At 77.2% G+C, this 23,696-nt stretch carries 19 protein-coding genes; 11 read left to right on the top strand and 8 right to left on the bottom strand.

All coding sequences use genetic code 11. From position 1 onward, the window contains the following. Positions 1-13: 13 nt before the first annotated feature. Positions 14-1,327, bottom strand: a complete 1,314-nt coding sequence (locus LPU43_RS16370; RefSeq protein WP_229401293.1) for an ABC transporter substrate-binding protein — start codon at positions 1,325-1,327, stop codon at positions 14-16. Between the two features lie 436 nt (positions 1,328-1,763). Between LPU43_RS16370 and LPU43_RS16365 the strand changes: the two genes are divergently transcribed. The 7 genes from LPU43_RS16365 (at position 1,764) to LPU43_RS16335 (ending at position 10,834) form a co-directional block, all read left to right on the top strand. After that, complete coding sequence (locus LPU43_RS16365; RefSeq protein ID WP_229401292.1) at positions 1,764-2,525, top strand: pyrimidine reductase family protein; 762 nt, start codon at positions 1,764-1,766, stop codon at positions 2,523-2,525. A 78-nt stretch (positions 2,526-2,603) separates the two neighbouring features. Beyond that, on the top strand, positions 2,604-4,355 hold the full coding sequence (locus tag LPU43_RS16360) for an ATP-binding protein (RefSeq protein WP_229401291.1): 1,752 nt from the start codon (positions 2,604-2,606) through the stop codon (positions 4,353-4,355). A gap of 12 nt (positions 4,356-4,367) precedes the next feature. Next, on the top strand, positions 4,368-5,516 hold the full coding sequence (locus LPU43_RS16355; RefSeq protein WP_229401290.1) for an exonuclease SbcCD subunit D: 1,149 nt from the start codon (positions 4,368-4,370) through the stop codon (positions 5,514-5,516). Beyond that, on the top strand, positions 5,516-7,990 hold the full coding sequence (locus tag LPU43_RS16350; RefSeq protein ID WP_229401289.1) for an AAA family ATPase: 2,475 nt from the start codon (positions 5,516-5,518) through the stop codon (positions 7,988-7,990). The genes LPU43_RS16355 and LPU43_RS16350 overlap by 1 nt, the downstream gene beginning before the upstream one ends. A gap of 41 nt (positions 7,991-8,031) precedes the next feature. Continuing rightward, complete coding sequence (locus LPU43_RS16345; RefSeq protein WP_229401406.1) at positions 8,032-8,988, top strand: hypothetical protein; 957 nt, start codon at positions 8,032-8,034, stop codon at positions 8,986-8,988. A 58-nt stretch (positions 8,989-9,046) separates the two neighbouring features. Then, positions 9,047-9,904: a spermidine synthase gene (locus tag LPU43_RS16340; RefSeq protein WP_229401288.1), complete on the top strand. Its 858-nt coding sequence runs from the start codon at positions 9,047-9,049 to the stop codon at positions 9,902-9,904. A gap of 15 nt (positions 9,905-9,919) precedes the next feature. After that, positions 9,920-10,834: a DNA-3-methyladenine glycosylase family protein gene (locus tag LPU43_RS16335; RefSeq protein ID WP_229401287.1), complete on the top strand. Its 915-nt coding sequence runs from the start codon at positions 9,920-9,922 to the stop codon at positions 10,832-10,834. 25 nt (positions 10,835-10,859) lie between these two features. Here the strand turns inward: LPU43_RS16335 and LPU43_RS16330 are convergent, their stop codons facing one another. Next, positions 10,860-11,396 carry a DUF1990 domain-containing protein gene (locus LPU43_RS16330; protein ID WP_229401286.1) on the bottom strand — a complete coding sequence of 179 codons (537 nt, stop codon included), beginning with the start codon at positions 11,394-11,396 and terminating at the stop codon, positions 10,860-10,862. Positions 11,397-11,421: 25 nt separating this feature from the next. Between LPU43_RS16330 and LPU43_RS16325 the strand changes: the two genes are divergently transcribed. Beyond that, positions 11,422-11,925 (top strand): GNAT family N-acetyltransferase, encoded by a 504-nt coding sequence (locus LPU43_RS16325; protein ID WP_505845631.1) that lies wholly within the window; start codon positions 11,422-11,424, stop codon positions 11,923-11,925. Here the strand turns inward: LPU43_RS16325 and LPU43_RS16320 are convergent. Next, a complete protein-coding gene (locus LPU43_RS16320) occupies positions 11,900-12,322 on the bottom strand; it encodes an SRPBCC family protein (protein ID WP_229401284.1) in 423 nt (140 codons plus the stop codon). The two genes, LPU43_RS16325 and LPU43_RS16320, sit on opposite strands and share 26 nt — an antisense overlap. Positions 12,323-12,431: 109 nt before the next feature. Next, positions 12,432-12,650, bottom strand: a complete 219-nt coding sequence (locus LPU43_RS16315; protein ID WP_229401283.1) for a hypothetical protein — start codon at positions 12,648-12,650, stop codon at positions 12,432-12,434. Positions 12,651-12,784: 134 nt separating this feature from the next. Here LPU43_RS16315 and LPU43_RS16310 point away from each other — a divergent pair, with 134 nt between their 5' ends. From LPU43_RS16310 to LPU43_RS16300, 3 genes are all read left to right on the top strand, one after another. Beyond that, positions 12,785-13,897: an ATP-dependent DNA ligase gene (locus tag LPU43_RS16310; protein WP_229401405.1), complete on the top strand. Its 1,113-nt coding sequence runs from the start codon at positions 12,785-12,787 to the stop codon at positions 13,895-13,897. 56 nt (positions 13,898-13,953) lie between these two features. After that, positions 13,954-15,510 (top strand): alpha/beta hydrolase, encoded by a 1,557-nt coding sequence (locus LPU43_RS16305; protein WP_373321732.1) that lies wholly within the window; start codon positions 13,954-13,956, stop codon positions 15,508-15,510. 67 nt (positions 15,511-15,577) lie between these two features. Beyond that, positions 15,578-16,033: a GNAT family N-acetyltransferase gene (locus LPU43_RS16300; protein ID WP_229401281.1), complete on the top strand. Its 456-nt coding sequence runs from the start codon at positions 15,578-15,580 to the stop codon at positions 16,031-16,033. A gap of 4 nt (positions 16,034-16,037) precedes the next feature. On the opposite strand, the gene LPU43_RS16295 is transcribed toward LPU43_RS16300, so the two are convergent. Genes LPU43_RS16295 through LPU43_RS16280 form a run of 4 tightly spaced genes read right to left on the bottom strand, consistent with a single transcriptional unit; the run spans position 16,038 to position 23,617 of the window. Then, positions 16,038-16,739 carry an ABC transporter ATP-binding protein gene (locus tag LPU43_RS16295; protein WP_229401280.1) on the bottom strand — a complete coding sequence of 234 codons (702 nt, stop codon included), beginning with the start codon at positions 16,737-16,739 and terminating at the stop codon, positions 16,038-16,040. After that, a complete protein-coding gene (locus LPU43_RS16290) occupies positions 16,736-17,728 on the bottom strand; it encodes an ABC transporter ATP-binding protein (protein ID WP_229401279.1) in 993 nt (330 codons plus the stop codon). Before LPU43_RS16290 ends, LPU43_RS16295 begins: the two co-directional genes overlap by 4 nt. Position 17,729: 1 nt before the next feature. Beyond that, positions 17,730-20,414, bottom strand: coding sequence for an FtsX-like permease family protein (locus tag LPU43_RS16285; RefSeq protein WP_229401278.1), 2,685 nt, complete (start codon positions 20,412-20,414; stop codon positions 17,730-17,732). After that, positions 20,411-23,617, bottom strand: coding sequence for an FtsX-like permease family protein (locus LPU43_RS16280; RefSeq protein ID WP_229401277.1), 3,207 nt, complete (start codon positions 23,615-23,617; stop codon positions 20,411-20,413). Before LPU43_RS16280 ends, LPU43_RS16285 begins: the two co-directional genes overlap by 4 nt. Positions 23,618-23,696: the final 79 nt, after the last annotated feature.

Below are 23,696 nucleotides of genomic sequence, written 5' to 3'. Positions count from 1 at the left end.
TCGGTACGGTCGGTCACTTACCGGCGGCGGCGCCGTTCTTCAGAGCGGCCTGCCACTGCTCTTCGGCCGACTTGCCCTGCTCGACGGCGCGCAGGGTGTTCTCCACGGCGGTCCGGACCGCGTTGTTCTTCGGGCCGAGGTAGACCGGCTTCAGCTCGCTCGCGCCGGCGGCGAAGATCTTGCCGACCGGGGCGTTGGTGAAGTACGCGTTGGTCGATCCGACCACGGCCGGGTCGCTCAGCGCCTGCGGCGAGGAGGGCAGGTTGCCGACCTTCTTGAACGCCTCGGTCTGACCCTTGGCGCTGGTCAGGAACTTCGCCAGCTCGGCGGCCTCCTTGGGGTGCTTGCTGGACTTCGGCACGGCCAGGAACGCGCCGCCCCAGTTGCCGCCGTTGCCGGGGGCCTTCGCCACGTCCCACTTGCCGGCGGCCGACTCACCGGCCTGGCCCTTGATGACCCCGGTCATCCAGGCGGGGCAGGCGATGGTGGCGAAGGTGCCGTTCTTGAAGCCGGCGTTCCACTCGTTCGAGAACGACTGGAGGTTGTTCGACAGGCCGGCGGCGATCATCTTGGTGGTCAGGTCGTACGCGGTCTTGATGTCCGCGTTCTCGCCGATGACCAGCTTGTTGCTCTTGTCGTAGTAGGTGTGGCCCGAGCCGGCGCCGGCGATCTGCATCAGCACGACGTTGTAGAAGTTGGTCGCCGAGTCGACGAACTTGTGCTTCTTGTCGGCGGTGGCGAAGCGCTGGCCGGTGGCGATGAACTCGTCCCAGGTGGGCCACAGGGCGGCGACCTGCTCGCGGTCGGTCGGCAGGCCGGCGGCCTTGAACAGGTCGGTGCGGTAGCAGAGCGCCATCGAGCCGACGTCGGTGCCGAGGCCGAGGACCTTGCCGTCGGGGGTGGTGCCCTGCTCCCACTTCCACGACAGGAAGTTGCCCTTGAGGTCGTTCGCGCCGTGGTCGGCCAGGTTCACGAACTTGGCGGACTGCGGGTAGAACTGCACGATCGTGCCCTCTTCGAGCGCGACGACGTCGCCGGCGCCGGAGCCCGCGGTGATCTGCTGGGTCAGCCGGGTGTTGTAGTCCGCCAGGCCGAGGCCCTTGCCGCGCTCCTGGATCTTGACGTTCGGGTGCTCCGACTCGTACTGCCGGTAGAGCTCGTCGTAGCCGAAGCCCTGGTCGCCGAAGACGTCGACGACCAGGGTGACCGGTCCGTCGCCGCTGCTCTTGTCCGACGAGTCGTCGCCGCAGGCGGAGGCGGTGGCGATCACCGCGACGGACGCCAGCGCGATGGCCGCGAGCCGTCGGCGACGGATTGGGACGCTCATCCGAGACCCCTCTTTCGATGGTGAGGCTGTTCGTGTGGTGGGGGCTGTGCGGGCGCCGGCGCCGTCACGACCGAAGCCCGTGACAGCGCCCGGCGTGCGCGACGGAAAGAGATCCCCACCACACGCCGGGAGCGCTCCCATGAGCGTGGAGGAGAGCCCCGGGGGTGTCAATACGCGTTTGGGAGCGTTCCCAGATCGTTACCGCCGGATGTCGCGGCGCACTCCGCGCGGGCCCGGCCCGGGAGTGCGAGAAGGGCACCCCTCTCTACCGGAGGCGATAAGCGGGGGCCCTTCCTTCCAGCAGGGAATAGGCTGCCGGCATGATCTGCCGAGCCTGCCGGGAGCGGCGGCACGACGAGTGCCGGGGCCGCACGTGGTGCGACTGCCAGCACCGCGCCCCCGAGCCCACCCCTCCGGTCACGGGTCCGGCCGGCGAGTGAGCGCCCCCACCCCGATCTCCCGGCTCTGGCCGACCCCGTCGACGGCCCCACTCGACGACGCGGGGCTGACCGAGCTGTACGGCCGGGCCGACCGACCGCGCCTGCGGGTGAACTTCGTGACCAGCGTGGACGGCGCGGTCACCGTCGACGGCTACTCCGCCGGGCTTTCCGGCGAGCCCGACAAGCGGGTCTTCGGCCTGCTGCGGATGCTCTGCGACGGCCTGCTGGTGGCCGCCGGCACGCTGCGCCACGAGGGGTACCGCGCGGTGCGGCTCAGCGAACCGCGCCGCAGGTGGCGGCTCGACCACGGGCTGGCCGAGTACCCGACCCTCGTGGTGGTCTCCGGATCGCTGGCCCTGGACCCGGCGCAGGCCGCCTTCGCCGACGCGCCGGTGCGGCCGGTCGTGCTCACCCACGCCGCCGCCGACGCGCCCGCCGGCCTGGCCGAGGTGGCCGACGTGGTGCGCTGCGGCGCCGACCGGGTGGACCTCGCCGCCGGGCTCGCCGAGCTGCGTCGGCGCGGCCTCGGCCAGGTGCTCTGCGAGGGCGGGCCGTACCTGTTCGGCGCGCTCACCGCCGCCGACCTGGTCGACGAGGTCTGCCTCACCGTCGCGCCGCTGCTGGCCGGGGCCGGCCCCGGCCGGATCACCGCCGGGCCCGCCGCCGCGCCCCGCGAGCTGCCGCTGCGGCACGTGCTGGCCGCCGCCGACGGCACGCTGCTGCTCCGGTACGCCCGCGCCGCCGCCCCCGCCCCGTAGTGGCAATTTGTCGCATCCCTCGGGCAGGATGCTCCACGTGCGCCCTGACCGAGACGACGAGCTGACCGGAGCCCGCGGATGACCGACGACGAGTTCGACGGCCCCGGCGAGGGGGTGGGCCGGGTGCTCGGCACCGCCGACGCCACCCCGCTGACGTTCTGGACGGCCGTCTCCCCGGGCAGCTACCTCCAGCTCGACGACGTGGTGGTGACCCGGCGCGAGCTGCCCGACCGGGAGCCGGTGACCATCGCCGGGGTGGTGACGCAGGTCCGGGCCCGGCACGAGGGCGCCCAGTTCGACTCGGACGTCTTCGCCATCGCCGACGGCACCCTGCCCGCGATGGTGCAGGAGGCCGCCGAGATCACCACCACCCGCGTCGACCCGGAGCTCTACGTCCCGCCGACCCCCGGCGCGGTGGTGCACCGGGCGGAGGGCGACGCGCGGGCCCGGGCGCTGCACTTCGACCGGATGGAGCGGCGCATCCCGATGGGGATGGGCCGCGACGGGGTGCCGGTCTACCTCAACGCCGACTTCCTCGACGGCAGCCGGGGCGCGCACGTCTCCATCTCCGGCATCTCCGGGGTGGCCACCAAGACCAGCTTCGCCACCTTCCTGCTCTACTCGGTCTTCCGCTCCGGGGTGCTCGGCGGCGACGCCGTCAACGCCAAGGCGCTGATCTTCAACGTCAAGGGCGAGGACCTGTTGTTCCTCGACCACCCCAACACCCGCCTCGACGACGCCACCCGCGCCGCGTACGCGAAGCTCGGGCTCAGCGCCGGCGCCTTCCCCGACGTGCGGGTGTACGCCCCGCCCCGGGTCGGCGACTCCTCCGGCACCCCCGACGTGAGCAGCCGGCTCACGGGGGTGGACAGCTTCTACTGGACGCTGAGCGAGTTCTGTGCCGACCGCCTGCTGCCGTACGTCTTCGCCGACGCCGACGACGAGCGCCAGCAGTACACGATGGTGGTCCACTCGGTCGCCGCCCACCTGGCCCGGTACGCCCAGCCCGCCGACGGCGGGGTGAGCGTCGACGGGGTGCGCCTCGGGTCGTACACCGACCTGGTCGACCACATCGTCGAGCAGCTCAACGACGACGAGACCCGGGGCGACTGGGCGGGCAGCGCGGTCGGGCTGGGCACCGTCAACGCGTTCGCCCGGCGGCTGATCGGCAGCAAGAAGGACCTGGGCCGGCTGATCCGGGGCGACCTCGCCACCCGCCGCCCGCACTCGATCAACACCGCCGAGAGCGCCCAGGTCACCGTGGTCGACCTGCACAACCTGCCCGACCGGGCGCAGCGGTTCGTGGTCGGCGTCACGCTCAAGAGCGAGTTCGAGCGCAAGGAGAAGGCGGGCACCGCCAAGCCGCTGCTCTTCGTCGTCCTCGACGAGCTGAACAAGTACGCCCCCCGGGAGGGCTCCTCCCCCATCAAGGAGGTGCTGCTCGACATCGCCGAGCGGGGCCGCTCGCTCGGGGTGATCCTGGTCGGGGCGCAGCAGACCGCGAGCGAGGTGGAGCGGCGCATCGTCACCAACTCGGCGATCCGGGTGGTCGGCCGGCTCGACCCGGCCGAGGCGTCCCGCCCGGAATACGGCTTCCTCCCGCCCGCCCAGCGGCAGCGGGCGCTGCTGGCCAAGCCGGGCACGATGTTCGTCAACCAGCCGGACATCCCGGTCCCGCTCTGCCTGGAGTTCCCCTTCCCCGCCTGGGCCACCCGGGTCTCCGAGGCCGGAAGGGCGCCCTCGGAGACGCTACGGTCGATCACCGGGGCGGCCGACCCGTTCGCGGTGGTCGGCTCCGGCGGCGGCAGCGACGACGACATCCCGTTCTAGGGGGCTGAACCCGTGAAGATCCTGCACACCTCGGACTGGCACGTCGGCAAGGTGCTCAAGGGGCAGTCCCGGGCCGAGGAGCACAAGCAGGTCCTCGCCGGGGTCATCGACGTCGCCCGCGCCGAGCAGCCCGACCTGGTCATCGTCGCCGGCGACCTCTACGACACGGCCGCCCCCACCCCGGAGGCGACCCGGCTGGTCACCCGGGCGCTGACCGCGCTGCGCCGCACCGGCGCGGACGTGGTGGCCATCGGCGGCAACCACGACAACGGCCAGGCCCTCGACGCGCTGCGGCCGTGGGCCGAGGCGGCCGGCATCACGCTGCGCGGCGGCGTCCGGGAGAACCCGGACGAGCACGTGATCGACGGCACGACGGCCGGCGGGGAGCGGTGGCGGGTGGCCGCGCTGCCGTTCCTGTCCCAGCGGTACGCCGTGCGCGCCGTGGAGATGTACGAGCTGACCGCCGCCGAGGCCACCCAGACGTACGCCGACCACCTCGGCCGGGTGCTCGGCCGGCTGACCGAGGGCTTCGACGAGCCCGACCGGGTGCACCTGGTCACCGCCCACCTCACCGTGGTCGGGGCGGCCACCGGCGGCGGCGAGCGGGACGCCCACACCGTCCTCGGGTACGCCGTGCCGGCCACCGTCTTCCCCCGCACCGCGCACTACGTGGCGCTGGGCCACCTGCACCGCTCGCAGCGGGTGGACGGGCCCTGCCCGATCCGGTACAGCGGCAGCCCCCTGGCGGTCGACTTCGGCGAGCAGGAGAACGTGCCGTCGGTGACGATCGTCGAGGTGACCGCCACGAGCGCGGCGCGCGTGCGGGAGGTGCCGGTGGCGGCGGCGGTGCCGCTGCGCACGGTGCGGGGCACCCTCGCCCAGCTCGCCGAGCTCTCCCCGCCCGAGGGCTGGCTGCGGGTGCTCGTCCGGGAGCAGCCCCGGGCCGGGCTGCGCGAGGAGGTGCAGGAGCTGCTCCCCCGCGCCCTGGAGATCCGGGTCGACCCGGAGCTGGTGCCGGCCCCCGGCAGCGGCGCCCGCACCGCCCAGCGGGCCGGCCGGTCGCCCCGGGAGCTGTTCGCCGACTACCTCGACAGCCGGGGGCACGCCGACGACGACGTCCGGGAGCTCTTCGCCGAGCTGTTCGAGGAGGCCGATCGCTGATGCGCCCGATGCGGCTGGACATGGCGGGCTTCACCGTCTTCCGCGACGAGACCACGGTCGACTTCACCGACGCCGACTTCTTCGCCCTGGTCGGCCCGACCGGCTCCGGCAAGTCGACGGTGCTGGACGCGATCTGCTTCGCCCTCTACGGCACGGTGCCCCGCTGGGGCGGGGCGCGGGGGCTGGCCAACGCGCTCGCCCCGTCCGCCACCGAGGCCCGGGTCCGGCTGGTCTTCGAGTCGGCCGGGGACCGCTACGTGGCGACCCGGGTGGTCCGCCGCGACGGCCGGGGCAGCGTCAAGACCGCGAACGCCGGGTTGCAGCTCATGCCGGCCGGGTTCGACGTGACGAAGCTCGACACCGGGCTGAGCCCGGACGACCTCGGCGAGGTGCTCGCCGGCACCGCCGCCGAGATGGACAGGGCCGTGCTGGAGGCGGTGGGGCTGCCGTACGAGCAGTTCACGAGCTGCGTGGTGCTGCCGCAGGGGCAATTCGCCGACTTCCTGCACGCCAAGCCGGCCACCCGGCAGCAGATCCTGGTCAACCTGCTCGGCCTCGGCGTCTACGAGGCGGTGCAGAAGAAGGCCACCGAGCGGGCGGGCCGGGCCGAGGCGCGGCTGGACGAGGTCGACCGGATGCTCGGCGGCCTCACCGACGTCGACGACGCGACCCTGGCGGCGGCACGGGAGCGCCTCGACCGGGCGCACGAGCTGGCCGGGGCGGTCGAGGCGGCCGTACCGGAGCGGGAGCGGGCCCGGGGCGCGGCGCGGGACGCCCACGCGGCGCTGGCCGCGCTCGACGCCGAACTGGCCGTGCTCGGCGCGGTGCGCCCGCCCGACGGGGTGGCCGAGGTGGCCCGGGTGGTGGGCGCGGCGCGGGCCGGCGCCGACGAGGCCGCCGCCGCGGTGGCGCTGGCCGAGGAGCGCGAGGAGAAGCTGCGCGGCGAGCTGGCCGGCGCGGGCGACGAGAGCGCGCTGCGGCTGCTGCTGAAGGCGCACGCCGACCGGGAGCGGCTCACCTCCGAGGCCGGGTCGGTGGCCGCGGAGGTGGGCGCGGCGCAGGCGGAGCACGACGCGGCGGTGGCCGCCCTGGCCGGGGCGCGGGCGGCGGTCGAGCGGGCCGAGGCCGAGCTGGAGGCCGCGTTCCGGGCGCACGACGAGGCGAAGGCCGCCGACCAGGCGGTGGCGCTGCGGGCGCACCTGGTCGCCGGGGCGGCCTGCCCCGTCTGCGAGCAGGTGGTGCCCCTGGTGCCGGCGGTGCCGGCCGGCTCCGCCGTGGCGCAGGCCACCGCCGCCGGGAAGGCGGCCCGGGCGGCGGTGCAGGCGGCGCAGCGGGTGGAACGGGAGCACGACGCGGCGGCGCGGGACCGGGAGCGGGAGCTGCTGCGGGCCCGCGCCCGGCACGACCAGCTCCGGGGCCGGCTGGCCGAGCTGGACGACCAGCTCGCCGGGGCCGCCGCCCCGGAGGCGCTGCGGCACGACCTGGCCGAGCACGCCCGGCTGCGCGCGGCGCTGGACGAGGCGGCGGGCGGGCTGCGGGCCGGCCGGGACGCCGCCCGGCGGGCCCGGGGCGCGGTGGACGCGGCCGAGGAGCGGCTGCGCGCCGCCTGGCGGGACTTCGACGCGACCCGCGACGGGCTGGCCCGGTTCGGGCCGCCGGCCGCCGACCGCGAGGACGTGGCGGCGGCCTGGGCGGCGCTGGCCGGGTGGGCCGGCGAAGAGGCGGGCCGGCGGCGCGCCGACCGGCCGGGGCTGGCCGGGGCGGTCGCCTCGGCGGAGACCGCCGTCGCGGCCGTCGAGGAGCGGATCGCGGGCGTCTTCGCCGCCGCCGGGCTGCCCGCCGACGACGACCCGGTGCGGGCCGCCACCCGGGCCGTGGAGCGCGCCGAGGCGGCACACCAGCGGCTGGTGGAGCGCCGCGAGCAGGCCGCCGAGCTGCGCGGGCAGCGGGCGGGCCACGAACGGGACGCCCGGGTGGCCCGGGCGCTGGCCGGGCACCTGCGCGCCAACAACTTCGAGCGCTGGCTGCTGGCCGAGGCGCTGGACCTGCTGGTCGACGGCGCGTCGCGCACCCTGCGTGAGCTGTCGAGCGGCCAGTACGACCTGGTGCACGACAAGGGCGAGTTCTTCGTGGTCGACCACCACGACGCCGGGCTGCGCCGGGGGGTGCGGACGCTCTCCGGCGGGGAGACGTTCCAGGCGTCGCTGGCGCTGGCGCTGGCGCTGTCCGAGCAGCTCGCCGGGATGTCCACCACCGCGGCGAGCCTGGAGTCGATCGTCCTGGACGAGGGGTTCGGCACCCTGGACGCCGCCACCCTGGACACGGTGGCGGCCACCCTGGAGAGCCTGGCCGCCCGGGGCGACCGGATGGTCGGGGTGGTCACCCACGTGCCGGCCCTCGCCGAGCGCATCCCGGTGCGGTTCGAGGTCCGCAAGGACGCCCGCACCGCCCGGGTCGAACGGACCGGCCTGTGACGGGGCCGGCGGCGGCGCGCCCCGGGGGCCAGGCCCCGGAGCTGTTCGTCGACGCCTGGGACCCGGGCTACGGCGCGTCCTTCGAGGCCGTGCCGGGCGGGCCGGCCGCGCCGAGCAGGCAGCAGGTCGACGCCGAGGTGGAGCTGCCGGCGGTGGACTGGCGCGCCATCGACGTCCGGCCCGGGGTCCGCGCGCCGGACGTGGTGCTGCTGGTCGACGGGGTCCGCCGGATCGACGCCAGCGTGTGGACGGCCGAGGCCAACGGGGCGTCGTACCCCGGCGTGGCCGCCTCGTACGCCGCCGGGGTGGTCCGCTGCGACCTGGAGCACGGCGCGGCGCAGCTCGCCGGCACGCAGGTGCGGCGGGGCCTGTTCACCGCCAGCCCGTCGGCCCGGGAGGTGCAGGCCGGGTCGGTGCGCTACCCGGTGCACCGGGTGGGCGGCAGCGGCGAGCTGAACAAGCTCCAGGCGGCCGTGCAGGGGCCCCTGACCGCGCTGGAGGTGGAGGTCTCCGGTGCCGCCCGGATCGACGGCGACCTGCTGGTGGTCGACGGCCCGCTGCGCAGCCGCCGACAGCTCCCCCGCACCCTCGGCTACGTGAAGACCCAGCACAGCCAGTACCTCGACGCCCGGCTGACCGCCGTGGTGACCGGGCTGCGGGCCGGGCAGCGCTCCCCCGTGTTCAAGCTCGTCACCAACTGGGGCGGCTACTCCTGGTACCTGCGGCTGCCGGTCTCCACCGGCGCGCCGTGGGCCGGCATCGTGCGCGTGGAGTGCTCGGCGGAGCTGGCCGAGTCCGAGGCGATCGCGCTGGCCGACCTGTCGCTGGTCACCCTCCCCCGGTTCGCGTCCACCCCGTACAAGGACCCGCGTGCCCCGCAGAACCTCATCCCGATCGCCGGCCTGGAGCGCCGCCTGCGGGCGCTGCTCGGCGACGCCCGCCTGCTGCACCGGGCGCTGACCGCCGCGGCCCGGGGCCGCGGGGCGGCGCTGCGCTGATGCCGCAGCCCGCCGCCGGGGTCCGCCGCGCCGCCCACCCGCTCGTGGGCGGCCGCTGATGGGCCGCCGCCGGGGCGCGGACCGGATCGTCGCGCGCGTGGACACCGGCGAGGCCGAGCTGGTCCCGGCCCCCGACCGGCCGCGCTCGTTCACCCTGCTGCTCGACGGCGCGCCGCAGTCGCACGTCGACCTCGCCGACCCCACCCACCTGGAGTTCGAGTACGTCCGGCGGCTCGCCGCCGCCCTCGACCTGGTCGCCCCGGCCGGCGCGCCGCTGCGGGTGCTGCACCTGGGCGGGGGCGCGCTGACCCTGCCCCGGTACGTCCAGGCCACCCGCCCGGGCTCCACCCAGCGGGTCTGCGAGGTGGACGCCGCCCTGGTCGACCTGGTCCGCCGGGAGCTGCCCTGGCCGGCCGACCCCCGCCTGCGGGTGCGGGTCGCCGACGCCCGCGCCGCCCTGGAGGCCACCCGGGACGGCAGCTACGACGTGGTGGTCGCCGACGTCTTCGCCGGCGCCCGCACCCCGGCGCACCTGACCAGCGTCGAGTACGCGGGCGAGGTGGCCCGCGTGTTGCGGCCCGGCGGCTGGTACCTGGCCAACGTCGCCGACGGCCCGCCGCTGCGGCACGCCCGCGCCCAGGTGGCCACGGTCCGCGCGGTGCTGCCCCGGGCCTGCCTGGTCGGCGACGCGGCGGTGCTGCGCGGCCGGCGCTACGGCAACCTGGTGCTGGTCGCGGGCCGGGTCGAGCCGCCGGTGCCGGAGCTGACCCGCCGCGCCGCCGGGGACTGGTTCCCGGGCCGGGTGCTGGCCGGCGAGGAGCTGGATCGGTTTGCCTCGGGGGCGGTGGTGGTCCGCGACGCCGACGCCACCGACTCCACCCCGCCCCCGCCGGGCATCTTCTCGGTCCGCCGCTGACCGTAGAGTGGCCTGGTGACCGAGCCCTCCGCCCGCCGGGCGCTGCGCCCGCCGGCCGGGTACCGGCTGGCCGCGTCGGTCCGCCCGCTCACCTTCAGCACGTACGACCCGTGCGCCCGGATCGCCGCCGGCACGTTCTGGTGGGCGGCGCGCACGCCGACCGGCCCCGCCACCCTCGCGCTGCGCCCGGCGGGCGGGGAGCTGCTCGCCGAGGGGTACGGGCCGGGGGCCGACTGGGTGGTGGAGCGGGCCGACGCCGTCGCCGGGCTCCGCGACGACCTCACCGGCTTCGCCGCGCTGGCCGCCGCGCACCCGGTGGTGGGCCGGCTGGCCGCGCGGCACGCGGGGCTGCGGATGCCGGCCACCGGCCTGGTCTTCGCACGCGTGCTGCGGGCGGTCTTCGAGCAGAAGGTCACCGGCACGGAGGCGTACCGGGCGTACGCCGCGACGGTGCGCCACTTCGGCGAGCCCGCCCCCGGGCCGATGCAGCCGCTGCTGCTGCCGCCCGACCCGACGGCGGTGGCCGCCGCGCCGTACTGGGTCTTCCACCCGTTCGGGGTGGAGCAGCGCCGGGCCGACGCGCTGCGCCGGGCCGCCGCCGAGGCCGCGCGGCTGGAACGCTGCGCCGACGCCGCCGAGGCGACCCGCCGGCTCACCGCGATTCCCGGCATCGGCGCGTGGACGGCCGCCGAGGTGGTCCGGATCGCGTACGGGGACCCGGACGCGGTCAGCGTGGGCGACTACCACGTGCCGAACACGGTGGCCTGGGCGCTGGCCGGCGAGGCGCGCGGCGACGACGCCCGGATGCTGGCGCTGCTGGAGCCGTTCCGGGGGCACCGGGGCCGGGTCTGCGTGCTGCTGGCCGCCGAGGGCGTCCAGGCCCCCCGGTTCGGGCCGAAGATGCCGCTGCGCTCCTTCGCCCGCTACTGAGCCCGGCGGCGGGGGGTCCGGCGGGTCAGGGCCGGGCGCAGAGGCGGCGCAGGGTGCGGCCCAGCCACCAGGCGTACCCGTGCTGGAAGGCGCGGCCGGCGGGCCCGGCGGCGCGCATGAGCCAGCCCTGCGGCCTGCTGAACGCCCGCACCTCGAACCAGACCGCGCCGGAGTCGTCCCGGCTGACCACGAACGCCTCCTCGCCGCGCGCCGGGTGGCCGGGCAGCGTCCCGTACCCGAAGCCGGCCCGGCGGTCGTCGTCGGCGGCCCAGACGACCTGGCACGGCGCGGCCAGCCGCAGCGGGCCGACTCCCAGCCGGGAGACGACGGTGACCCCGGCGGCGGCCCGGGGCGCGTCGGTGTCCATGCGGATGCCGGCGGCCCGGTGCAGCCGCCAGCCCAGCACCGCCGCGCCGGCCGCCGCGAAGGCGCCGTCGGGCAGCCGCACCCGGTGCCGGACGTGCCGCCATCCCGGCGGCAGCTCCCCGGTGCGGGTCGCGCCGACGTGCGGGTAGGTCAGCTCGGGCACGTCGCCCCGCCTCTCCTGGTCCGGTCCGGGCACCGCCAGGGTACGGCGGTGTGGTGAGCTGGACGCCGTGACCACTCCACCACTGATCACCCCGGCCACCCCGGCCGACGCCGGTGAGATCCTCACCGTGCAGCGGGCCGCCTACGTGAGCGAGGCCCAGCACTACGGCGAGCCGTTCCTGCCGCCGCTGGCCGAGACGCTCGACGAGATCCGGGCCGTGCTGGCGGGCCCCACGACGGTGCTGGTCGCCCGGGTCGGGCACCGGCTGGTCGGCTCGGTCCGGGCGGTGGTCGAGGGCGACACCGCCCACGTCGGCCGGTTGGCCGTGGCCCCGGACCAGCAGGGCCGGGGCGTCGGCACCCTGCTGCTGGCGGCGGTGGAGGCCGCCTGCGCCGACCGGGTGTCCCGCTTCGCGCTGTTCACCGGGGCGGCCAGCGAGGGGAACCTGCGGCTGTACCGGCGGCACGGCTACGAGGTCGTCGGCAGCCGGCCGGACGCCGTCGGCATTCGGCTCACCGAGTTCGAGAAGCGGCTGGTCAGGCCCGTTCGCAGCGACGCCTGAGACCGTCCGCCTCCAGCCGCAGGTAGCGGCGGGTGAGCCCGCCGTACAGCCAGCCGACCGGGGCGGCCAACGGACCGGACTGGGTCAGGGTCAGCTCGACCCGCACCCGCCCGTGGTCCAGGGGGACTATCCGGTGGTCGGCCCGGCTGCGTACCCCGGGGGCCTCGGAGACCCAGGCGAACCGGTACGGCGCCTCCAGCTCGACCACCCGCCACACGGCGGGCGGCAGCCGGGGCTGCTCCAGCCGGGCTGTCGAGCCGACCGCCAGCGGCCCCGGCTCCAGCCGACGGGCCCGGCGCACCGAGGCGGTCCACTCCGGCCAACGGTCGATGTCGACCTGCACCGCCCAGACCGCCTCGACGTCGGCGGCGATCTCCGTGCCGGCCTCGAACCGCATCGTCGCTCTCCCCCACCCGGCCGCGCTGCCGCCGGTCGACCGTCGCCGGGGCCTGGCGCGCCTTCCGTCATGGTGCCGGACGGGCGCACGCGGGGGTGACCGGGGCGACTCAGGCCGCGTCGGCCTCGTGGAAATCGGCGAGGGTGAGCGGCGTGCGGCGGCGCAGCAGCTCCTCCAGCCCGGCGATCGTGGCGGCCTCGCCGAGCACGTCCTTGCCGCCGCCGAAGCGGGCCGGGTAGCGGCGCACCAGGCGGTAGCGGTAGCGACCGCGGATCAGCTCGACGCTGACCCGCCAGCGCCCGCAGCATCCGCAGACCCACTCCGTCACCCGCCGAAACTAGCTCTGAGCTGCGGAAAAGCCATCCGGGCCCGGGGGACGAGCGGGACGTGGCGGGGCATCGGGCGCGACCACCGAGCGTGATCCGCCTCACGACTCTCGGTGGTGTCTGGTTGACTGTCGCCGTGGACCTGCCGATCAATCCGCCAGTCGAGCCGATGCTGGCCAGGGCCGTGTCGCGACTGCCCACCGACCCGGGCACGACGTACGAGCCGAAGTGGGACGGCTTCCGCTGCATCGTGTTCCGCGACGGCGACGAGGTGGAGCTGGCCAGCCGGGGCGGCAAGACGATGACCCGCTACTTCCCGGAGGTGGTCGAGCAGGCGCTGCGGCAGCTCCCCGAGCGGTGCGCGGTCGACGGCGAGCTGGTCGTGATCCGCCGGGACGGCCCCGACGGCCGGCCCCGGCTGGACTTCGAGCTGCTCGCCCAGCGCATCCACCCCGCCGCGTCCCGGGTGCGGCTGCTGGCCGAGACCACCCCGGCCGACTTCGTCGCCTTCGACCTGCTCGCCCTCGGCGACGAGCTGCTGACCGACCGGCCCTACCCGGAGCGCCGGGCCCGGCTGGAGCGGGCCCTGGCGGGGGTCCGCCCGCCGGTGCACGTCACCCAGGTCACCACCGACCCGGAGACCGCCCGGCGCTGGTTCGACGTGTTCGAGGGCGCCGGGCTCGACGGGCTGATCGCCAAGCCGGCCGACCTGCCGTACGAGCCGGGCAAGCGGCTGATGTCCAAGGTCAAGCACGCCCGCACGGCCGACGTGGTGGTGGCGGGCTTCCGCTGGCACAAGTCCGGCCCGGTGGTCGGCTCGCTGCTGCTCGGCCTCTACGACGACGCCGGGGTGCTGCACCACATCGGGGTCAGCTCCTCGTTCACGGCGGCCCGTCGTCGGGAGCTGCTCGACGAGCTGGAGCCCTACCGCGACGCCGGGGCCGACCACCCGTGGGTGCACGGCGACCACGAGCGCGGCCAGCGCATCCCCGGCGGGGTGAGCCGGTGGACCGGGACGAAGAACCTGGAGTGGGAGCCGCTGCGCCCCGAGCTGGTGGCCGAGGTGGGCTACGACGCGATGGAGGGCGACCGGCTGCGGCACACCGCCCGGTTCGTCCGCTGGCGGCCCGACCGCGATCCCCGCTCCTGCCGCTACGAGCAGCTCGACCGCCCGGTCAGGTACGACGTGGACGAGGTCCTGCGCGGCGATCCGGCGGCGACGGCGGGGCCGGCGCGCGACCGGGCGTAGCCTGGGGCCCGAACCCGATCATGAGAGGCGTGCCGGTGACCCGCTTTCCCGACCGCATCCGCCGGGTCCGGCTGACCCTGGCCGGGCTCGTCGCGGCGGCCGTGGTGGCCGCCGGCTGCACGCTGCCGGCGTTCGCGCCGCGCACCGAGGGCGAGGCCGCGCCGCCGGGCACCACGCCGACCTGGCGGGCCTGCCCGGAGGTCGCCGACGAGCTGGTGGGCCGGGGCGCGCCGGACATGCGGTACGAGTGCGCGCGGATCGCCGTGCCGCGCAACTGGGGCCCCGGCACCGGGGCCACGGCCGGCCCGGGGAGCGGCGAGACGTTCGAGATCGCCCTGCTGCGGGCCCGCTCGACCAAGCAGCGGGACCGGATCGGCTCGCTGGTGATCAACCCGGGCGGGCCGGGCGGCTCAGGCGTGGACACCGCCGTCTACCTCTCGTTCGGCCCGGCGTTCGGGGGGCTGCCCGCGTCGGTCACCGAGCGCTTCGACATCGTCGGCTTCGACCCGCGCGGGGTGGCCCGGTCCAGCCCGGTCAAGTGCATCCCCGACGCCGACCTGGACGCCAGCTTCGGCTACGACCCGGATCCGGCCTCCCCGGCGTCCTTCAACGGGTTCGTCGCGCTCAACCAGCGGATCGGGCGCGGCTGCGGCGACCGGTACGGCGACCAGCTCCCGCTCTACGGCACGGAGCAGGCCGCCCGGGACATGGACGCGATCCGCGCGGCGGTCGGCGACGACAGGCTCACCTACCTGGGCTACTCGTACGGCACCCTGCTCGGCGCCACGTACGCCCAGCTCTACCCGTCCCGGGTCCGGGCCATGGTGCTCGACGGGGCGGTCGACCCGACGCAGGACCTGGTGGCCGGCTCGGAGGGCCAGGCCAGGGGCTTCGAGCGGGCCTTCGACAACTTCACCCGCTGGTGCGCCGCCAACGCCGGGCGCTGCCCCCTCGCCCCGGACGCCCGGGGCGCGGTGACCTCGGCGATCGACAAGGCGAAGGTCTCCCCGGTGCGGGGCGCGGGCGGCCGGGAGGCCACCTCCGGCTGGGTCTTCTATGCGGTCATCTCCTCCCTCTACACGGAGTCGGGCTGGCAGGAGCTGGCCCGGGCGATCGACCGGCTCGACGGCGGCGACCCGGCCGAGGTGTTCCGCCTCGCCGACGAGTACGCCGGGCGGGAGGACGACGGGCGGTACTCGAACCTCTTCGACGCCAACCTCGCGGTGAACTGCGCCGACGACGCGGAGAAGCCCAGCGTCGAGCGGGTCCGTCAGCTCCAGTCGCAGTGGCGGGAGAAGTACCCGCTGTTCGGTCCCGCGCTGGCCGTCGGGATGCTCGGCTGCGTCGTGTGGCCGGGCGCGGCGGACCCGTACCCGACGGGTGCGGCGAAGGGCGCGCCGCCCGTCCTGGTGGTGGGCACCACCGGCGACCCGGCGACGCCGTACGAGCAGACGCCGAAGCTGGCCGCGATGCTCGGGGTGGGCCGGGTGCTGACCTGGGACGGCGAGGGCCACACCGCGTACCCGCAGACGGCGTGCGTGACGAACGCGGTCGACGCGTACCTGATCTCGCTGACGGTGCCCCGGGAGGGGCTGCGCTGCCCGGCCCGGTGACGGCTCACCCGTGGAACCGGCGGGCGCTCCGGGGCATCGCCGGATGTCGTTGTGCCACGCTGGCGGAATGCACACAGTGATCTTCCGGGAGGCGGTCCGGGCGGACCTGCCGGCCGTCCTCGACCTGATCGCCGACGACGTGCTGGGCCGGGCCCGCGACTCGACGGAGGTCGACGACGCGTACGAGAAGGCGTTCGCCGACATCTCCGCCGACCCCCGCAACCACCTCGTCGTGGCCGACGAGGACGGTGCCGTCGTCGGCTGCATGCAGATCACCTACATTCCGGGGCTCAGCCGGCACGGTGCCGAGCGCTCCCTCGTCGAGGTGGTGCGGGTGCGCGCGGACCGCCGGGGGCGGGGGATCGGCGGGGAGATGATGCGCTGGGCGATCGGCGAGGCCGAGCGGCGCGGCTGCGCCCTGGTGCAGCTCGCCACGGACAAGGCCCGCACCGACGCGCACCGCTTCTACCTCGGCCTCGGCTTCGTCGCCAGCCACGAGGGCATGAAGCTGCCCCTGCGCTGACCCGCTAGGGGAGCAACCGGCCGTCGCGCAGCGTCAGGGCCCGGTCGGCCACCTCGATCAGGGCCGCGTCGTGGGTGGCGACCAGGGCGGTCATGCCCCGCGCCCGCACCACGGCGCGGATCAGGTCCATGATCGAGCGGCCGGTCTCCGAGTCGAGCTGGCCGGTGGGCTCGTCGGCGATCAGCAGGTCCGGTTCGTTGGCCAGGGCCCGGGCCAGCGCCACCCGCTGCTGCTGCCCGCCGGAGAGCTCGTACGGCCGCTGCGCGGCGTGCCCGCCCAGCCCGACCAGCTCCAGCAGCACCGCCACCCGCTCCTCCCGCTCGGCGGCGGGCACCTTCGCCAGGCGCAGCGGCACGCCGACGTTCTCGGCGGCGGAGAGGATCGGGATCAGCCCGAAGGTCTGGAAGACGAACCCGACGGTCCCCCGGCGCAGCGCCAGCAGCTCCCGCTCCCCCGCCGAGCCGAGGTCGTGCCCGGCCACCCGGACCCGGCCGGAGTCGGGCCGGTCCAGGCCGCCGACCAGGTTCAGCAGGGTGGTCTTGCCCGCGCCCGACCGGCCCCGGACGGCGATCAGCTCGCCCCGGCCGGCGGTGAACGAGACGTCCCGCACGGCGTGCACGGCGCGCCCGCCCCGGCCGAAGATCCGGCTCACCCCCTCCACCCGCACCAGCTCGCCGGTGGCGGTGGCGGACGACTGCGCGCTCACGCTTCGCTCCCCTCGGCGTCGGGCCGCTCGCCCGGCCGCACCTGCACATGGTCGGGTTCCAGGGTCAGGCGGACCCGGTCGCGCAGGGCCAGCGCGTCGACGAAGGACTCGGGCAGTTGCATCCGCCCGGCGCGGTCGAGCACCGCGTACTCCTCGCTGATCAGCTCGGTGCCGCCGTCCGCGCCGATGCGCGCGGTGCGCCGTATCTCGGAGGAGGTCCGGCCGTCGCGGATCGCGACGGTCCGGCGGACCTGGGCGGACACGGCGGCGTCGTGGGTGACCACCACGACGGTCACCCCCAGCTCCGCGTTGATCTGCCGCAGCGCGGCGAAGACCTCCGCGCCGGTGGCCTCGTCCAGCTCGCCGGTCGGCTCGTCGGCGAAGAGGACCTCGGGGTCGTTCGCCACGGCCACCGCGATCGCGCAGCGCTGCTGCTCCCCGCCGCTGAGCTGCCCCGGCCGCCGCTCGGCGAGGTGGCCCACCCCGACCAGGTCGAGCAGCTCCCGCGCCCGCTCCCGGCGGGCCCGCCGCCCCCGCCGCCCGGCCAGCCGCATCGGCAGCTCCACGTTCTCCTCGGCGGTCAGGTATGGCAGCAGGTTGCGGCCGGTCTGCTGCCAGACGAACCCGGCCGTCCGGCGGCGGTAGCTCAGCCGGCGGCGGGCGGAGAGGGCGAGCAGGTCGTAGTCGGCGACCCGGGCGATGCCGGCGGTCGGCGTGTCCAGCCCGGACAGGATGTTCAGCAGGGTCGACTTGCCCGACCCGGACGCCCCGACGATCGCGACCAGCTCGCCCCGGTCGATGACCAGGTCGAGGCCCTGCAGGGCGACCACCTCGACCCCGTCGGTCTTGAAGATGCGCACCAGGCCGTCGCAGACGATGTGCCCGCGCAGCCGGTCCTGCCCGCCGGCCCGCTCGGCGGCGCGCTGGGCGGCCCGCCGTTGCAGGGTGGCCAGGTCCGGCGCGGCGGACGACTCCACGGTGGCTGTCATGTCAGCTCTCCTCTCCGAGCCGCAGCACCTCACCGAGGCGCATCCGGCGGTTGTTCAGCGTCTCCACGGTCACCGCGAGGGCGAGCGCCACCGCGCCGGCCGCGACCACGGCCCCGACCAGCCCGGGTGAGAACGCGATCCGCACCGGCGTGCCACCGGTGAACGCGCCGAGCCCGAGCGCCGGGGTGAGCAGCAGGGGCAGCGCCGCCCCCGTCACCGCGCCCGTGAGCAGCGCGACGGCGACCAGGGGCGTCAGCTCCACCAGCAGCAGCCCGCGCCACTGCCGGCGGGACAGGCCGAGGGTGCGCAGCCGGGAGAGGGCCTGCGCGCGGGCCCGCGCCCCGGCGAGCACCGCGAAGGCGACCGCGAGCAGGCCGAGGGCGGCCCCGCCCGCCGCGCCGGCCGCGAACCCGAAGACCAGCAGGCCGTTCGCGCCGCCGCCGCCGAGCTGGTGGCGGGCCTGCCGCCAGGTGGTCACCTCGGAGGCACGCGGGCGCTCCCCGGCGGCGACGGTGCCGCCGGTCTGGTAGCGGCGCTGCCCCTCGTCGCCGGCCTGCCGCAGCGCCCCCGGGTCGAAGCCGTCGCCGGAGACCAGGAAGCCCGTCGGCACCGGCCCGGCCGGGCCGGCGTCGGGGAGGGACTGCCAGGGCAGCACCACGAACCGCTCGGCGGCGCGCGGCACGAGCGGGAAGCCGTCCGCCGTGCCGGCCACCCGGAACGGGAGGTCGCGCCCCTGCACGGTCACCCGGGCCGAGGCGTCCAGGCCGGCGCGGGCCAGTTCGGCGGCGAGTCCCGGCGAGACGATCGCGGTCGCCGGGCCGGGCTGCGGGCCGCCGCGCAGCGCCGCCGGCACCGACAGCGCCAGCCCGGCGTCCCGCGCCGCGTCGGCGAGGCCCGGCCCGTCGACCAGCAGCACGGAGACGGGGGCGAGCCCCGCGTCGACGCCGCGCGCGTCGGCGATGCGCAGCGACCCCTCGCGCAGCACCGGGGTCGCGCGCCGCACGCCGGGCAGCCGTTGCAGGGCCGCGCCGGTCTCCGGGGCGAGCCGCTCGCCGTCGACCAGCGCGGACGCCGGCACGGCCCGGGTCGCCTCCCGGTCCCGCCCGGCCTCGATGCCGCCGGCCACGACGGCGCAGAACGCCGCCGTCGCGACCGCGACCACCACGACGACCACCGGGCCGAGGGCCGCCGACCGGCTCGCCCCGGCCACGCCGAGGAAGGCCACGCTGCCCCGCGTCCGGGCGGCGAGCCGGCCCAGCAGCCGCAGCGGCCAGGGGTAGAGCCGCAGCGCCAGCACCGCCGCCGCGACGGCCAGCAGCACCGGCACGGCGACCAGCAGCGGATCGACGGAGCCGGGGGCGAGCCCCCGCCGCCGGATCAGGACCGTGGCCAGCACGGCGAGGGCCACGACGAGGAGTTCGCCGGTGAGCCGGCGCGCGCCGGGGCGCGCCCCGAGCAGGTCGCGCCGGGTGCCCGGCGGGGCCGCGCCGGCGAGCGTGGCCAGCGGCAGGGCCAGGGCGGCCAGGACCGCCACGGCGAGGACCGGCCAGCCCGTCCCGGCGTCGCCGCCCGGCAGGAGCCGGCCGAGCAGCCAGCCGAGCGCCGCAGCCGGCGGGACGACCAGCGCCGACTCGGCGAGGCTGCGGAGGGCGACGCCGGCCGGGGTGCCGCCCCGGGCGACGAGCAGCGCGAACTCGGTCTCCCGGCGGCGGGCCGCGAGGCGGGCGGCGAGCGCGATCAGCCCGGCGACGGTGGCCAGCACCCCAGCGGCGATCACCGCGAGCAGCGCCCGGGCGGCGGCGAGCGCGTCGAGGAACTGCCGCAGCGGGACGTCGACGGACTGGGTGACGCTGAGCCCCGGCGGGCTCTGCCGCACCAGCAGCCGCACGCCGTCGACGACGCCGGGGGCCTCGGCGACGGTCAGCGCGCCGCCGAGGCGGAAGCGCCAGGAGAACCGGGCCGGCGCGCCGGCCGCGACCGCCGCGTCCAGGCCGGCGCTGCCGGTCACGGCCACTATCTCGTACGGCTGGGCGTCGCCGGCCGGCTCGGTGACCCGCAGCACCTGGGGCAGGGCGTCCCAGATGCCGTCGCCGTCGCGCGTGGGCTCGAAGACGCCGACCACGCGCACCGGGAGGGGGCCGGCCCCGCCGCCCCAGTCCAGGCGGCTGCCGACACGCAGGTTCAGCTTCCGCGCCGTGTCGGCGGGGAGCGCGACCTCGACGGGCTGCCCGTCGGCGGCCGTCTCCGCCGGCCAGCGTCCCTCGGTGAGGGCGGCGGCGTCGGCGATGCCGGGCACCGCGCGCAGCCGGGAGACGACGAACAGGTTCCGCGCGGCCAGGTCGGGGCCGGTGAGCCGGCCGGGGGCGCTCTCCGCGACGTACCACCGGCTCTCCACCGACCTCCGGACGGCGGCGGGCATCGCCTCCTGGAGCACGTCGAGGCCCCGGGCCCGCCGCGCGGTGACCGACTCGCGTACGGAGTGGTCGACGGGCGCCTCGGCGGTGGTGTACGTGAGGTCCCGCTCGGCGGGCGGGCGGGCGGCGAGGTGTTCCCGCAGCCCCTGCGAGGCGAGCCGGTCCGCGACCCGGGGCACCCCGCCGACCAGCAGCGCGGCCAGCGCGACCAGCGTGCCCAGCAGGAGGAACTGGCCGCCGACGGCCCGCACCCGGCGGGCGGCCCCGGTCACCGGTCGCCCCCGACGCGGAGCTGCGCCGCCGCGACCCGCCGGCGCAGGCCGGAGGTGATCGCCGCGCTGCACGCGAGCGCCGCCAGCAGCAGGCCGAGGGCGGTGGCGGCGACGGGTGGCCAGGGCAGGGCGAAGGCCGCCTCCGGCACCGGCCGGTCCGCCGAGCGGGTGAGCACCACCAGCGGCGCCATCGTGGCGGCGACCCCGGCACCGACCAGCAGCCCGACGCCGACGCCGAGCCCGGCCAGGAAGGTCTGCTCGGCGAGCAGGGCGCGGGCCAGCAGCCGGGGCGGGGCGCCCAGGGTGTGCAGGACCGCCAGCTCGCCGAGCCGGCGGCGCGCGGTGGCCCAGACGTCCACGCCCAGCCCGACCAGGGCGAGCAGGACGGAGCCGGCCGCCGCCGCGAGCAGGCCGGTGCGCGTGCCCAGCCAGTACGGGTCGCGGCCGGCCTCCGCCGCCGTCGCCCGCCGGTCCAGCACGGTCACTCCGGGCAGGTCGCCGGCCGCCCGCGCCGCCGCCTCGGCCCCGGCGGGGTCGGTGCGGACCCACCACTCGGTGACCGGCCGGACGACCCCCTGGGCGCGGACCAGCCAGTCGACCGCGGCGGGCAGGTCCAGCAGCACGCCGGCCGACCCGCCGCTCGGCACGGCCGCGACCTCGCCGACCACCCGGATCGGCAGCGTCACCCCGGAGAGGCCCACCTCCATCGTGTCGCCCCGGCCGACGCTCAGCGCCCGGGCCACCTGCGGGGTGATCAGCGCCGGCACGGGCGGGTTGTCCCCGCCCGGCACGACGGCGAAGCGGCTGGTCGGCTGCGACGCGAACCGGCCGCCGGCGAGGAACCGCACCGTCCGACCCCCGGAGAGCCCGTCGGGGGTGACCGTGACCGGCTGCGCGCTGTCCGGGTCGTCGGCGCGGACCGCCCAGTCCCCGGTGAGCCGCACCGGGCTCGCCGCCCCGGCGGCGTCGACCGCGCGCAGCCCGGTCACCGTCAGCCCGTAGCCCCGGCCGGCCGCCGGACCGCCGCTGGCCTCGAAACCCACCAGCCGGTACGCCCGGCCGCCGCCGTCGGGCAGGTCCACGGCCACGCCGACCGGCCGGCCGTCGCTGCCGGCGGTGCCCAGGGGCAGCTTCCAGGCGGCACCGTCGGCGGTGGTGAGCAGCACGGACACGGCGACCCGGTGGGGGCGCACCGGCTCGGTCACCGGGGTGCGGACGGTGCCGGTGAGCCGGCGGGCGGCGGCGGGCAGCTCGACGCCGACGGGGGCGACCCGGTCGCGTACCTGGCGGTCGAAGAGGGCGCGGGGCGGCTCGTCGGCCAGCCGGGCGTCGAGGCGTACGACGTCGGGGGCCGCCGCCGCGTCCAGGCTCAGCACGCTCACCGGCAGGTCCTCGCGCCCCAGCCGGATGTCGTCGCGCCAGGCCGGCAGCGCCCGGTCGACGCCGGGGGCGGCGGCGAGGCGCGCGGCCCGGTCGGGCGGCGCGGCCCCGGAGCGTTCGACCAGCCGCAGGTCCGCGCCGACGGTGTGGTCGGCCTGGTCGGCGTGGGACCGCTCGCCCGTGGTCACCAGCGACCAGGCCAGGGTGCTGCCGCCCACGGCGAGCGCGAGCAGCAGCACCGGCCCGGCGTGCGGCCGGCGGCCCGCCTGCCACATGCCGAGCATGGCGGCCGTCCAGGGCCGGCGATCGACGAAGCGCTCCGCGAACCGGGTGGCCGGCGGGAGCAGGCGCAGCGCGACGACGGCCCCGGCGAGCACGCCCAGCGTGGGGGCCGCCACCAGCAGGGGATCGACGCCGAGCCGACCGCCGGAGCCGGTCAGCGGGGAGGAGTACTGGCGGAGCTGGGTCCAGGCGAGCACGGCCAGGCCGACCAGGGCCAGGTCCGCGCCGGCCCGCTGGGCGGTGGCGGCGCGGCTCGGCCGGGATTGGGCCGCCATGTCCGCCACGTACGTGCCGGCCCGGCGCATCGCCGGCAGCACCATGGCCGCGAGGCACCCGGCCGCGGTGGCGGAGGCGACCGCCCAGGTGAGCGTCGAGCCGCCGGCGGCGAGCGCCGTCGCTCCGCCCCCGCCCGGCAGCTCCGACCAGCCCTGGTTCCGGCCGATGAGGCGCAGCGCCTCGGCGGCCAGCGGCGGCCCGAGCAGGGCGGCCGGCGCGACCACCAGCAGCGCCTCCCGGGCGGCCAGCCCGGCGATCTGCCGCCGGGCCGCGCCCCGGGCGCGCAGCAGCGCGGTCTGCCCCCGGCGGTCCTCGTTGAGCAGCGCGGCCACCAGGACCAGCGTGTACCCGCCGAGGACCAGGATCAGCAGCAGCGGGGTGAGCAGCGCCGACCGGCCCACCAGGTCGGCGCGGCCGAGCCGGTCGAGCAGCCGGTCCATGCTGGTGACGGTCTGCGCGGAGGAGCCCAGGCCGGTCGCCTCGGGCAGCTCGGCGACCTGGGCGGCGACGGCGCGCTTCACCGCGCCCAGCCGGCCCGGTTCGACGGCCGCCAGGTCCGGCTCGACCAGCCAGGCGGCCGACGTGGAGCCGGGGAAGGCCCGGTCGAAGTCGGCCGGGTCGAGCAGGAACGGCCCGTACGACGTGTCGGAGTCGGCGGCGGCCCCCGGCGCCAGCCGCCAGTACGACCCGGCGGGGTCCCGGGGCCGGAACAGCCCCACCACCTCGACCTGCCCGGTCCGCTCGGTGGCCCGGTCGCGCAGCGGCACCCGCTCGCCGACGCCCAGGCCCAGCGCGCCGGCCACCCGCTCCGGCAGGAGCACCTGCGTCGGCACGGCACCGGCGCGCGGCTGCCGCCCGGCCACCAGCTCGGCGTGCCCGGCCAGGTCCTCCAGGGTCGCCAGCTCGGCGAAGACCGGGTCGTCGCCGGTCCGCGCCGCCCCGAGGTCGCCGGTCAGCTCCCGCCCCGTGCCGTACCGGGCCCCACGCACCGTCACCGACGCCCCGCCGAGGCCGGCGGCGAAGCGGTCGCGCACGGCCCGGTCCCGGGCGGCGAAGGTGGCGAGGTCGGGGCCGGCGGAGCCGCTGACCAGCAGGCTGCGCTCCTGCGCGGGGGACGCGGCGAGCACCGCGCGCTGCCCCGCGTCCACGGCCCGCCGGTTGTAGTCGGCCAGCCCGGTGACCAGGGCGACCGCCACCAGGGCCGCCGCCGCAGCGGCGAGCAGCAGCCCCCGGGCGGCCCGCGCCCGCCTCCACACCATCGCCATCCCGACGCCTCCCCCGCGCAGCCCAGCGGCCCGACGCCGACAAAGAGCGACTGCGGGCGGGAAAAGGTTCGCGCCCGTT

This window comes from Micromonospora okii (assembly GCF_020884795.1).
Lineage (GTDB): Bacteria > Actinomycetota > Actinomycetes > Mycobacteriales > Micromonosporaceae > Micromonospora > Micromonospora okii.
The sequence above is the reverse complement of the archived record's forward strand: the minus strand, read 5'-3'. Positions and strand labels throughout refer to the sequence as shown.